Raw genomic sequence first — 12,935 nt, forward strand, 5'->3', positions numbered from 1 at the left:
ATTCGTAAATAATAATTCTCTTATTTCTAACTATATCCTAGGCGATCGATTGTTCAAAACTCCTAATCTTTGATCCCCCATTCCGCACATCACAATATATTATTATGAGAGTATGAAAACCAAAGAACTAATTTTCGACAAACTGTAAGTGGGGTTTGCTGAAAAAGTATTTATCGATTAGGGTGCTAGGTTTTAGATTAAAGAATGAAAAATCAAGGTTTTGAATCCTTTTGTGTAGTCCATGAGATATACAAGCACTATTAAAAATAAGGTCAAAAGTGTTTATTTTTTAGTACTAGGAGAGGCTTTTTTCTTCTCAGTTTTTAATAATGGTGCTGTCATATTTTGGTATAAATTAAATAGAAATTCGATGCGGTTTAATTCACTGGTAAAAGTTTGATTTCTATAGCATAAATCTACTGCTTTATCAAGATTTTGGTGAGCTTTTATTAAGTCATTAGGCATGGTTAATCGATCGTACAAATCCGCTAAACTACTGTCAGGATAGTTATTTCTAATATCGAGGATTTTTTGAGCTAAATTTGCTACTTTTTCCCGTTGTTTTTCTGTCATATCTTCAGGGAAAGGATAGTTATTATAAACAATAGAATTAGAATAACGATAATCACTTTTTAACCTTCCACAGACATATTTAACCCATGTCATGTGCATTTCTGAGGTTAATATTCCAAATAAGAATAAATCCGCATCAGGAATAATTAAACAAAGATTACTGGTAATAATTTCTTTAGAAATAAAGCCAATAGGGATATATTTTCGATTTTCAGATGAAACACTTGGAATAATAATATAATCAGTCTCCGTATGAGAAATAAAGGCAAATTTTGTTGGTGTCAAAGCTAAATCTCTTGTTTCTTTCCTTGTACTTTTTAATCTAAATTCCCTTACTTTTTCTACCCTTTCATAAATCTTTTTATTTTGTCTTAATTCATCAGGAGTTATATTATTTAGCCATAAACACCATCTATTAATATTATTAATAAACTCATAACTTCCCATATATCTACGAATAAATTTATAACTATTTTTTTCTAATAAAAATTTATTTAATTCTTCTGTTGTTTCAATAATAAAGTTTCCACCGTCAATAGGTTGATTCCCAAATTTTATAGTAGGTACATGAGTAATAGCTTTACTTCTTTTTAAGATAATTAAATCATTACCTTCCACTAAATAAGGATTGATATTTTTTACATTAATTTCGGTGGCTTCTCCCTTAATATTTTCATAGGTAAAAAGACGTTTTCGATCGACATTTTCTAAACCAAACCCAATAATAACACAATGAACGGCGGCGTTACCTTTAGCTTCATTACTCCAAGAAAAAGTACGGTGGGCAAAGTGAATTTTTATCTTATATTTAGTGTATAATTCCTGCCATAAAATACCCACTTGCTCACCCTGAGAAATGGAATTTGTACTCACAAAAGCACAACAAATATTAGTATTTTGGATAAACTGAGAGGCTTTGAGATACCATGCACAAACATAATCTAAAACACCAGCATTTTTCACCCCATTAAAAACTAAATTCATGTCAGCTTTTTGCTGAGAATTTTGATAACTTTTCCCCACAAAAGGAGGATTACCTAAAATAAAATCACAAGAAAAATTTGATCCCCCTAAATCCCCCTTAATAAGGGGGACTTTTCCATTCTTCTCCCCCTTAATAAGGGGGACTTTTTTATTATTCTCCCCCCTTTCAAAGGGGGTTGGGGGGGATCAATAATATTTTTCCAATCACATTGTAAAGCATTACCATGAATAATAGTAGCGGATTTTTTCAGAGGTAAACGCACAAAATATTGACCAAATTCATTACTAACTTTAATATTCATTTGATGATCAATTAACCACATTGCAACCTCTGCAATTCTTACGGCAAATTCATCATATTCGATGCCAAAAAATCGATCGACATCGATTTTAATGAAGATATTTATATCAATAAATTGCTCTTGTTTATATAACTCTTTTAATATTTTTATTTCTAATTCTCTTAACTCTCGATAGGTGATAATTAAAAAGTTACCACATCCACAGGCAGGATCAAGAAATTTTAAATTAGCAATTTTTTCGTGAAATTCTTTGAGTTTATTTTGATTATTTTTTATCTTGTCAAATTCTGTGTATAAATCATCTAAAAATAAAGGTTTAATAACTTTAAAAATATTTTTTTCAGAGGTATAATGAGCACCTAAATTACGTCTTTGGCTCGGATTCATAACCGCTTGAAACATCGAACCAAAAATAGCAGGAGAGATTTTTCCCCAATCTAAACTACAGGCTTTTAATAACATTTCTCGCATTTCACTGTCAAAGGATGCAGGAGGCAAAACTTCTTCAAATAGTTTGCCATTAACGTAGGGAAATTGAGCTAAATTTTCATCTAAATTTGTTAATCTGTTATCTTCAGGTTGATTTAATATATGAAAAATTAAGCCTAAATGTCCTGCTAAATCCCTTCCATCTTCTTTGGTATGTAAATCAATATATTCTTGAAAAATTCCTTTGTTAAAGATATTCGTATCGTCAGCAAATAAACAAAATAATAGTCTTACTAAATAAACTTCTAATTCGTGGCCAGTATAACCAATTTTTTTTAATCGATCGTGCAATTCTCCCATTAATTCGGCGGCTTTGATATTGACAGGATCGCCTTCTTGATATACTCTTTTTTCATACCCGGCAATAAAGTCAAATAAATGGACATTATTAACAAATTCTGTTAACTCAAATTCGTTGATTGTATCATTATCTAAATCGTACAATCTAAATTTTTGAAAGTCGGAAATGAGAATATATTTAGGTAATTCATATTCTTTTAATCCTTGAAAATAATCCATGGCTTGTTCATAGGCTTTATCTAAACTTTTACCTCTGGATTTATGCTCAATTAAAATAACTCCAGTCCAAAATAAATCGATAAAACCTTGTTTATTGTTTAATTTTTTTACGGATTTTTCAAAGGTGGCAATCCGTCTTCTGGAGACTCCAAAAACATGAAAAAAATCATCCCAAAACGATTTTGCTTCGGCATTTTCGGAGGTTTCATTTTGCCATTCATGACTAAATGTAATGGCTCGATTTTTGATTTCATTCCAGCTTAAAGGCATAATTTTATGGTGATGGAATTAAGAAAATGTAAAATTTTCGGTGAAGATAGCAGAAAGGAAAGAGACGTAAAAATTAAACTTGTTTGCGCAATATATAAGTATATATTGCAATCCTAAATCAGTTGTAAAATTTTCGCCCCTAACCTCCAAAGTTGAGGTAATTAAAAGAGGATTGCCCATAAATCATTTAGGATTCTTATATCATGTTTTGTTGATTAATACTTGGCAAAGGGCAGTAAATCTACGGCTATTTTGTGCTTGAAGTTAATAAATGAGTGACATTTTATAATAAACTAGATTGAATAATAGTTTATTAAAATTAAGATTTTTTCACATTTCTTATTTTACAATTGGTAATAATTATGATTAATTGCAAGTAGTCATACAATTATTGCTTTATATGACAAAAATATATTAAAAATTTTGTAGGAGTTAAAACTTTGGAGAATCAGAAAGAAAAAATTTTAGTAGTGGATGATGAGGCTAGTATTCGCCGTATTTTAGAAACTCGTTTATCAATGATTGGTTATGATGTTGTCACGGCGGCTGATGGTGAAGATGCGATCGCAACCTTCCATGCTACTCAACCAGATTTAGTGGTGTTAGATGTGATGATGCCAAAGTTAGACGGTTATGGGGTATGTCAGGAATTACGCAAGGAATCAGACATCCCAATTATTATGTTAACCGCTTTAGGAGATGTTGCCGATCGAATTACTGGGTTAGAGTTGGGCGCGGATGACTATGTAGTTAAACCCTTTTCCCCCAAAGAATTAGAGGCTCGTATTCGTTCTGTGTTGCGTAGAATTGATAAAACTGGCACAGCGGGAATCCCTAGCTCTGGCGTAATCTCTGTTAATGCTATTCGTATTGACACAAATAAAAGACAAGTGTATAAAGGAGATCAAAGGATTCGCTTAACGGGTATGGAATTTAGCTTACTGGAGTTATTAGTCAGTAAATCGGGTGATGCTTTTTCTCGATCGGAAATATTACAAGAGGTATGGGGTTACACTCCAGAACGTCATGTCGATACAAGGGTAGTGGACGTTCATGTATCCCGTTTAAGAGCTAAACTAGAAGAAGACCCCAGTAATCCTGAACTTATTTTAACAGCTAGGGGTACAGGTTATCTTTTTCAGAGAATTTTAGAGCCGGGTGAGAAAAAAACCAGTTAGTAAATAATGAATAGTGGATAGTTTTAAATTGTTAATTGTTAATTGCTAATTGTTAATGTGTCTCAAAAAGAAGAAAATCAGTTTATTCAAAATTTGCCCTTAGTTGCGGGAGTGATGGGGGGTTTCCTGTTAATGATTAATCGTTTAACTACCCCTACTCTCTTAGATTCTCAAGCTCGATCGGACGCTCTGGGGGTGATTCTCTGTGCTATGCTGTTATTAACCAGTATCTTGTTAAGACAAATAAAATCTGTACCTCCTCAAAGCGTCACTTTAATTGGTGAGGAAGGTATGGAATTTGCTCCTGATTTATCTGATACCGTTAAAACTGAGTTAGCATGGTCAAGTCATCTCATTCTCAATAATACTGTTACTAAGTCGATCGTCGTTTATTATCAGGGTAAAATTTTATTACGCCGAGGTATTTTAGGTACGAATAATAGTGTTAATGTAGGAACTATTTTGCAACGGGTAATGACAACACAAAAACCAGTCTATTTAGTGGATTTAAAACACTATCCGGGAAAGGTAGAATTTGATTATTTACCTCCTAATATTCAAGGGTTAATTTGTCTTCCGTTACAAAATCAGGGGGCTCTTATAGTGGCAACAAATATTCCCCGTAGCTACACTAAACAAGATGAATCATGGATTCAAGGTATTAGTGAAAAAATAGCGCTTACCCTGAGTGATAAGTAGGGTTTGTTGAATAACTTGGAAGACTCCGAAGACAGGAAGACAGGAAGATTGTATTTCTGATGAATGAATAAAATTCTCTCAAAAGTACATCAAATATTGGGAATTTTTCTCCCTGTCCACTTGTCCACTTGTCCACCTGTCTAGTTTTCATCATTTTCTTTATGTCGAACTGAGGTGTCCACTTGTCCACCTGTCTCGTTTTCACCACTTTTCTTATATCAAACTGAGGTTAACTTCCATCGCAAAGAGTTCGATCGACCTCCTCCACATCTAAACTATGATGAAGATAATCTTTAATCCAATTACAAGCATAATCTACATCATTTAATTTCATCACTTCCTTTAAATTCCAAAGAATAATTGTGCCTTCATCATCCCCAGAAGCTAACCATTTACCATCAGGGCTAAATATTACACTGGTTACATTCTCTTTATGTCCTGCTAAAGTTTTGAGCAATTTTCCATTTCTATCCCAAATTTTAACGGTTTGATCCCATCCTGCCGAAGCGATGATTTGACTATCAGGGCTAATAGAAACCTTATTTACAGTAGCGTTATGCCCTTTTAAAGTCAGGGTTTTAGTCTGTTCAAGTTCTCCCTTTCCAGAGTCCAGAAACCACAGTTTAACCGTTTGATCTGTACTAGAGGAGGCGATAAATGTACCATCTAAACTCCAATCCAAACCCCAAATATTGTTCTGATGACCAATTAAGGTTTTAATGACATTACCATCTAAATCAAGAATATTTACATTCCTACCAGAATTGCTAGTGGCAATCAAGTTATTTTTAGGATGAGAAGCTAAATAATAAATTCCATCAGGAATAGTCAGAGTTTTAAGAGTCATACCATCTTTTTCTCGAATTTTGAGAATCTTATCATTGCTAGAAGAAATTAATTTTTCACCATCAGAACTAAATGTCATCCCATAAATAGAATCTTGATGATCTGTTAAAGTCTTGATTAACTCACCTTTTTGATCCCAAAATTTAATGACATTATTTTTGCTAGAGGAAACTAATTTGTTACCATCTGGACTAAAAATAACATTAAGAACTGGTGCAGTATGACCTTTAAGATTATATAACAAATTACCTTGAAGATTCCACATCATTACATTATTATTATCACTCCAACTACTAGAGGCTAAAATTTGACTATCAGGGCTAAAAGCAAGAGAAATAATTGATTTTTGATGCTCATTAAATTTTGTCACTAGATTATTTTCTAATCGCCATAATTTTATATCTCCTTCATAACTACCAGATGCCAAAGTTTGTCCATCAGGGCTAATGGCAAGAATTCTAATGGGTTGTTTTTGATCTTTAAAAATGGCAATTTGTTGGCCTTTGATCGTCCAAAGTCGAATATTTTTATCCCAACCAGCGGAAACAATTATATTTTTTTGAGGATGAAAAGTTACTGCCATAACATTATTGTCATGTTTCCCAATAATTTTACCGCCCGATTGCCCACTCGACCATAGTCTTACTGTATTATCTTGACCCCCTGAAACGATAAATTTACTATCATAACTAAAATCCATACCATCAATTTCTCCTTTATGTCCTGTATAGGTGCGCAGGAGTTTCCCTTCCGTTGTCCATAATTTAATGGTGCTATCGAAACTTGCCGTAGCAATTAATTTGCCATTAGGACTAAATTTCACTTGCCTAACATGATGTTGATGATCTTTTAAGGTGCTAATTAATTGTCCTTTTAATGTCCAAATTTTTGCAGTATTATCTTCACTTGCTGTAGCGAATATTTTGCCTTCTGGATGAATGTCAAGGGAAAAAATTTTTTTAGGATGAGCCAGAAAACTATTTTTTAAAACCCCTTCTATTGTCCAAATTTTGACAATTCCCCCAGAATTACCTGTAATAATTAATTGATTATTCTTAGTTATACCTAAAGCTCTTAAATCGGATTTTTGATCATTTTGCTCGATCGAATTTAATAATTTTCCTTGTCGATTCCATATTTTAATTATGTTGTCTCTACTAATGGTAAAAATTAATTTATTATCATCACTAAAAACAATATCTTCTACAATAGATTTATAGCCTAATAATCGATTTTTTCCTACCACATTCAACAAAGCTCTATTTAAAGATAAATCTACTTTTTTTAAGATGTTTGTCTCAATATTATCAATTTCTGTTATTCTTTTTTTTGCTTTAATAGCATCAATTAATGAATCTAAATATTGATTAGACGCAAACTGTCCTTGAGTGGAAGAAAGAAGAGCTTTTACTTCATTTAATTTAGCTTTTTCTTCACTAACTTTTACTCGTCTATATTGTTGAATTATCCCGATTCCTAAACTAATAGATATTAAAAAAGCGATGGTAATAGTAAATAATAACGATCGTTGTAATTTTGATGTTTTTTGTTCTTCAATTAATCTTGCCTCTATTTCTTTTTTCTTTTGTGCCTCTAATGCTTGTTCTCTTTCTTGTCGATCGTACTCCTCACTATAGCTTAAATATTGATAGTCTAATTGAGTCAAACTTTTACCTTTACACCAATTTTGAGCATCTTTTAAGGCTTGTCCTCTTAATAATCGAGATTGATCATTTTTTCCCGATTCAACCCATGTCTGTAGAGTTTGTGAGTAAGGGCGTATTCGTTCTAATTTTTTTTCAATCCATTGTAAATTAAAAACCTGTTCATAAATTTTATTTTTGACCAATAATTGACCATTGTGATTAATAATTAATCCCGATAAGATTAAATCAATATGTTCTCTAGTATTGTCAACAAATACCTCTTTTCCTAATAATATTTGTTGATATATTTCTAACAAATTTCCTAAAGTTTGCTGATTATATAAAATTCGATCTCGAATCGTTTTTAAATGTTCAGGTTGATCATTAACTTGCCATTTATTAATAATTTTTCCCCTAACAATATTTTCTACCAAAAAAGACTCATTACTCGGAGAAATTGTTAATTCATTATTAGCATTATTTTCCCTATGATTGACTAATAATTGACAAATTTTTTGAGTTAAAAATGGTTGTCCATTAGTCCATTTTAAAATTTCTTTAATAATAACATTTGCATTACCTTGTTTTAATTGTAATCCTGCGATCAATGGTTGAATTTCACTAAAAGTAAAACCCGTTAATTCTATGGGAATACCAATATTAAAAGGTGTCCTTTTTCGATCGTTAATTAAATCTGAAGGGGTAGCCACTCCAAAAACCGCAAAAACAAGGCGATTATATTCGGGATTAGAAGCCCTTTGATTATAACAAAAACGAATAAAAGCAAATAAATCATCTGCACTAAAAGGCAAACTTAAAATACTATCAATTTCATCAATAAAAATAACAATTTTTTCCGTGGGAAATTCAACGAATAAAACATCTTCAATAAAAATACTTAGTTTTTGAATTAAAGATAAATCTCCTTGACTATCCCACCATTTTTTAAGATTAAATTTACCTAATAATTTAAAACCCCGACACAAATCAGCGATGATTCCCTTGTATAATTGTACTGGGGTAATATTGTCACTACCAATAACCGTTAAATCAACGCTAGTACATTGGAAACCTTCTTGTTGTAACTTATGACGAGTTCTAACTAAAAGGGATGATTTTCCCATTTGTCGGCTATTAAGTACATAGCAAAAATCCCCTCGTTGCAATGCCTTGTAAAGTTCGACATCGGCTTTTCTTTTCTCTTTTGGGTAGAGTCCAGAACCTGATCAAAAAACTTTTTAATCAAATTATCTATTGACAAGAAAAACAGATAAAAGTTATGATAGAGAATTGTGAGTTTTCAAGCAATAAATCTCCATGTCTATAAATGCAAATGCGATTATTCGGTCGATCGAGGCTGAATATCTGAAAGACAAAAGTTCATTACCCTCCATCAATGTCGGTGATACCGTGAAAATCGGTGTACGCATTCAAGAGGGAGGCAAAGAAAGAGTACAACCCTTCGAGGGTACAATTATCGCCATGCGTAATGGCGGTATCAACGAAACTATTACCGTGAGACGTGTGTTTCAAGGTGTTGGCGTGGAAAGAGTCTTTATGATTCATTCTCCCGTAGTAGCCAATATTCAAGTAATCCGTCGTGGTAAAGTGAGACGCGCTAAACTTTATTATCTCAGAGACAGAGTCGGTAAAGCAACCCGCATTAAACAACGTTTCGATCGACCTCTGGAAGGAAAAACCGCCAAAAAATAGTCTCTTTATGGTGTTAACTAAAATTCTTGCTGTGTAGCTCCAACAAACTATAACAAGTTAAATTAAGCAAAAACTTGACAAAATTTAACAAAAATCGTTATATTGATAATATATACGTCCTTAGTTCAGTTGGTAGAACGTCGGTCTCCAAAACCGAATGTCGGAGGTTCGAGTCCTCCAGGGCGTGTTGGTTTTACCCAAGAAAAATAATAGGTTAACAAACTCTATAATAGAGAAAAAATATTGGTGTTGAAATTATCAACCCAGAAAAACGTCTATTAGTGAGGGAACTATTGTGACAAATAAAGAAACTGTCAAGGCTAAAAATGTTGATCCTGCTTCTGGGGAAAATAACAACCTCGATAAGTCTAATTTTGTGGAGGAAACAAAACAAGAATTAGCCAAAGTGGTTTGGCCTTCCCGTCAACAATTACTCAGTGAATCGGTGGCAGTAATTCTAATGGTAACATTAGTAGCGACTGTAATTTATTTAGTGGATAAAGTATTTGGCTGGGCAGCTGGGAAGGTGTTTTGATGACTTTTACTCCAGAAAATGAATTAGAATCTCCTCCTAAAAGGGCAGTGGGAAAACCCCGCTGGTATGTGGTACAGGTGGGTGCAGGATGCGAAAAAAAAGTCAAAACTGACATCGAACAACGAGTTAATAGTTTTGATCTAGCCGATCGAGTTTTGCAAGTGAGAATCCCTCAAAGCCCTACGGTAAAAGTACGCAAAGATGGTAGTCGCTATAGTGGCGAAGAAAAAGTATTACCCGGCTATGTGCTAGTAGAAATGATCTTAGATGATGATGCTTGGCAGATGGTGAAAAATACTCCTAACGTCATTAACTTTGTGGGAGCAGAACAGAGACGAGCTGTAGGCAGAGGTAGAGGTCATGTTAAACCCATGCCGTTATCTCCCTCAGAAGTCGATCGAATCTTCAAACAAATGGATGATGCCGAACCTGTGGTCAAAATTGATATGCAGGTAGGAGATCAAATAGTAGTACTATCAGGACCATTTAAAGACTTTGCCGGAGAAGTAATTGAGGTTAGTACCGAAAGAAGCAAACTCAAGGCGTTGTTATCAATTTTCGGGCGTGACACTCCCGTAGAATTGGAATTTAATCAAGTAGAAAAACAAGGATAAAAGGAAACTTAAACAATGGCAAAAAAAGTCGTTGCATTAATCAAATTAGCTTTACCCGCAGGTAAGGCAAACCCCGCTCCCCCCGTTGGTCCCGCTTTGGGACAACACGGTGTGAATATCATGGCATTCTGTAAAGAATATAACGCCAAAACCGCCAGTCAAGTAGGGATGATTATTCCCGTTGAAATTTCTGTTTTTGAAGATCGTAGTTTTACCTTTATTCTTAAAACTCCTCCAGCTTCTGAGTTAATCAAAACTGCTGTAGGAATTAAAAGTGGTTCAAAAGAACCTAATCGTAATAAAGTAGCGAAAATCACTAAAGCTCAATTACAAGAAATCGCTCAAACTAAAATGCCAGACTTGAATGCTAATGACATTGAAGCGGCGATGAAAATTATCGCTGGTACGGCTCGTAATATGGGCGTTACCGTTGTTGACTAAAAAAAATCAACAAAATCTCGATCGTTCAAATTAAAAGTAATTTTATTTTGGGGAGAGGTTTAATCATACTCTAAAAGTCATTTTTTTAGCTACAGAATCTAAACTAAGGCAAAATGACGGCATAAAGTATAACTTCGTTAGTTTACCCAAGGAGACACATAATCTAAAATGAGTAAAAAAGTCAGTCGTAGATATAAAGAGGCCGCCTCTAAAGTGGAAGCTAGAGCTTACCAACCTTTAGAAGCCTTGCAATTGTTAAAAGAAACCGCAACGGCAAAATTTGATGAAACCGCAGAAGTTCATATCCGCTTAGGCATTGATCCTAAATATACGGATCAACAGTTAAGAACTACTGTTAGCTTACCTAAAGGTACAGGACAAACCGTCAGAGTTGCGGTAATTACCAGAGGGGAGCAAGTCAAAGAAGCTAAATCTGCGGGGGCGGATATTGTGGGAGAAGAAGATTTAATCGATGAAATTCAAAAGGGAATGATGGATTTCGATGTGTTAATCGCAACTCCTGATATGATGCCTAAAATCGCTAAATTAGGTCGTGCTTTGGGACCTAAAGGTTTAATGCCTTCTCCTAAAGGTGGTACTGTAACTACTAATTTAGCTGGTGCTATCAGTGAATTTAAGGCAGGTAAGTTAGAATTTCGTGCCGATCGAACTGGTATTGTTCATGTCTTGTTCGGTAAATCTTCCTTCTCAGCAGAAGATTTATTATCTAACTTGAAAGCAATACAAGAAACTGTCGATCGTCAGCGCCCCTCTGGTGCAAAAGGTCGTTACTGGCGTACTGTGTTTGTATCTTCTTCTATGGGGCCTTCCATCGAACTAGATGTTAATGCTTTAAGAGATTTGAAATTAAATGACTAGTTGACAACTCCTCGCCGTGAACGGCTAGGATTCTTCCTTCACAGAAAGATGCCGAGTAAAAGCAGTGCCTTTACTCGGTCTTACTCTTTCTCCAGAAGCTATAGCGATGTGTCCCACCGCTTTTAAAATACGCAAACCTTCATCCCTGATATTGATAGCAGCGTTAATATCTCTGTCGTGTATCGTTCCACATTTAGGACATTGCCACACTCTAATATCTAAACTTAACTTATCTATTTGATGTAAACAGTTATTACAGGTTTTAGAACTAGGGAAGAATCTATCTACTTCGAGGTAAATTTTACCTTCCGATTCTGCTTTATATTTAAGCATAGTGCAGAATTGTCCCCAACCACAGTCACTAATTGACTTAGCTAATTTGTGATTTTTCACCATGTTTTTTATTGCTAGATTTTCAACACAAGTGACTTGGTTTTCGTCAACTATTTTGCGTGATAGTTTGTGTAAGAAATCTTCTCTACATCTCGTTATTTTTTCATGTACTTTAGCGACGGCTTTTCTTGCTTTATGACGGTTATTAGAGCCTTTTTGTTTTCTAGCTAATTGTTTTTGTTTTTTAGCTAACTTTTGCTCATATTTACGGTAATGTTGAGGATTCCCATGTTTACTCCCATCGCTAGTAATACAAAAATGAGTTAAGCCCAAATCAATACCTATTACTTTCCCCTCAGAGTTTTGCTCAGGGCTATCTTTACCGTCATCATAAAGACAACTAGCAAAGTACTGCCCTGATGGATTTACAGATACCGTTACTGACTTCAATTTACCGAATGGCAAACGGGATACCTTACAGTAAACCTTTTTCAACTTAGGTAAAGTCAAGTAGTCACCATCTAGTTTTATCTCTTGAGGAAATCTAATAGATTGTCTATTACCTTTCTTTTTGAATTTAGGGAATTTAGCCCGTTTCTCAAAAAAATTCAGGAAAGCACGAGACAAATCTAAAGCTACCTGTTGTAGAACTTGAGAAGGTACTTCTGCTAACCATTCAAACTCCTTCTTTAGCTCAGGTAGTTTATTAATTATTTCATTGCGACTTAAACCTTTTCCCGTTGCTTTGTAAGTTTCATTAGTTAAATTAAGAGCATGGTTGTAAAACCACCGACAGCAACCGAAAGACTTAGTTAGTAAGACTTTTTGCTCAGTTGTCGGATAGATTCTATATTTGTACGCTTTTAACATTTGACCAATATTTTACTTCTTTTCTTATCTTAACATACTTTTTG

Annotated in this window: 9 protein-coding genes, 1 tRNA gene and 2 pseudogenes; 8 read left to right on the plus strand and 4 right to left on the minus strand. The window is 34.0% G+C overall.

All coding sequences use genetic code 11. The features are described 5' to 3' along the window. Nucleotides 1-282: 282 nt before the first annotated feature. Nucleotides 283-3,137: pseudogene (locus SYN6308_RS23260) on the minus strand (class I SAM-dependent DNA methyltransferase). A 440-nt stretch (nt 3,138-3,577) separates the two neighbouring features. Between SYN6308_RS23260 and rpaB the strand changes: the two are divergent. Together rpaB and SYN6308_RS04265 are read left to right on the plus strand one after the other, a co-directional pair. Then, nucleotides 3,578-4,315 (plus strand): response regulator transcription factor RpaB, encoded by a 738-nt coding sequence (rpaB, locus tag SYN6308_RS04260; RefSeq protein WP_017293196.1) that lies wholly within the window; start codon nt 3,578-3,580, stop codon nt 4,313-4,315. A 57-nt stretch (nt 4,316-4,372) separates the two neighbouring features. After that, nucleotides 4,373-5,014 carry a cofactor assembly of complex C subunit B gene (locus SYN6308_RS04265; RefSeq protein WP_017293197.1) on the plus strand — a complete coding sequence of 214 codons (642 nt, stop codon included), beginning with the start codon at nt 4,373-4,375 and terminating at the stop codon, nt 5,012-5,014. Nucleotides 5,015-5,243: 229 nt separating this feature from the next. Here SYN6308_RS04265 and SYN6308_RS25730 read toward each other — a convergent pair whose 3' ends face one another. Beyond that, nucleotides 5,244-6,128 carry a WD40 repeat domain-containing protein gene (locus SYN6308_RS25730; RefSeq protein ID WP_306301636.1) on the minus strand — a complete coding sequence of 295 codons (885 nt, stop codon included), beginning with the start codon at nt 6,126-6,128 and terminating at the stop codon, nt 5,244-5,246. Beyond that, nucleotides 6,129-8,684: pseudogene (locus tag SYN6308_RS21720) on the minus strand (AAA-like domain-containing protein); the annotation flags it as partial. Between the two features lie 145 nt (nt 8,685-8,829). On the opposite strand from SYN6308_RS21720, the gene rplS reads away from it, so the two are divergent. From rplS to rplA, 6 genes are all read left to right on the plus strand, one after another. Next, nucleotides 8,830-9,219 carry a 50S ribosomal protein L19 gene (gene rplS, locus SYN6308_RS04275; protein WP_026101917.1) on the plus strand — a complete coding sequence of 130 codons (390 nt, stop codon included), beginning with the start codon at nt 8,830-8,832 and terminating at the stop codon, nt 9,217-9,219. Between the two features lie 114 nt (nt 9,220-9,333). Further along, nucleotides 9,334-9,406 (plus strand) — tRNA-Trp (locus SYN6308_RS04280). 108 nt (nt 9,407-9,514) lie between these two features. Continuing rightward, nucleotides 9,515-9,754: a preprotein translocase subunit SecE gene (gene secE / locus SYN6308_RS04285; protein ID WP_017293200.1), complete on the plus strand. Its 240-nt coding sequence runs from the start codon at nt 9,515-9,517 to the stop codon at nt 9,752-9,754. Then, nucleotides 9,754-10,368 (plus strand): transcription termination/antitermination protein NusG, encoded by a 615-nt coding sequence (gene nusG / locus SYN6308_RS04290; RefSeq protein WP_017293201.1) that lies wholly within the window; start codon nt 9,754-9,756, stop codon nt 10,366-10,368. Before secE ends, nusG begins: the two co-directional genes overlap by 1 nt. 15 nt (nt 10,369-10,383) lie before the next feature. Then, nucleotides 10,384-10,809 (plus strand): 50S ribosomal protein L11, encoded by a 426-nt coding sequence (gene rplK / locus SYN6308_RS04295; protein ID WP_017293202.1) that lies wholly within the window; start codon nt 10,384-10,386, stop codon nt 10,807-10,809. A 168-nt stretch (nt 10,810-10,977) separates the two neighbouring features. Further along, nucleotides 10,978-11,688: a 50S ribosomal protein L1 gene (rplA, locus tag SYN6308_RS04300; protein WP_017293203.1), complete on the plus strand. Its 711-nt coding sequence runs from the start codon at nt 10,978-10,980 to the stop codon at nt 11,686-11,688. Nucleotides 11,689-11,712: 24 nt separating this feature from the next. Here rplA and tnpB read toward each other — a convergent pair whose 3' ends face one another. Further along, nucleotides 11,713-12,891: an IS200/IS605 family element RNA-guided endonuclease TnpB gene (gene tnpB, locus SYN6308_RS04305; RefSeq protein ID WP_017293204.1), complete on the minus strand. Its 1,179-nt coding sequence runs from the start codon at nt 12,889-12,891 to the stop codon at nt 11,713-11,715. Between the last annotated feature and the right edge of the window lie 44 nt (nt 12,892-12,935).

The sequence above is a fragment of the Geminocystis herdmanii PCC 6308 genome (assembly GCF_000332235.1).
Classification (GTDB): Bacteria; Cyanobacteriota; Cyanobacteriia; order Cyanobacteriales; family Cyanobacteriaceae; genus Geminocystis; species Geminocystis herdmanii.

Coding starts and splice junctions, on each gene's coding strand:
- SYN6308_RS25730 (WP_306301636.1), bottom strand. CDS start 6,128: ATGATGTGGAATCTTCAAGGTAATTTGTTATATAATCTTAAAGGTCAT.
- rplA (WP_017293203.1), top strand. CDS start 10,978: ATGAGTAAAAAAGTCAGTCGTAGATATAAAGAGGCCGCCTCTAAAGTG.
- tnpB (WP_017293204.1), bottom strand. CDS start 12,891: ATGTTAAAAGCGTACAAATATAGAATCTATCCGACAACTGAGCAAAAA.
- rplK (WP_017293202.1), top strand. CDS start 10,384: ATGGCAAAAAAAGTCGTTGCATTAATCAAATTAGCTTTACCCGCAGGT.
- nusG (WP_017293201.1), top strand. CDS start 9,754: ATGACTTTTACTCCAGAAAATGAATTAGAATCTCCTCCTAAAAGGGCA.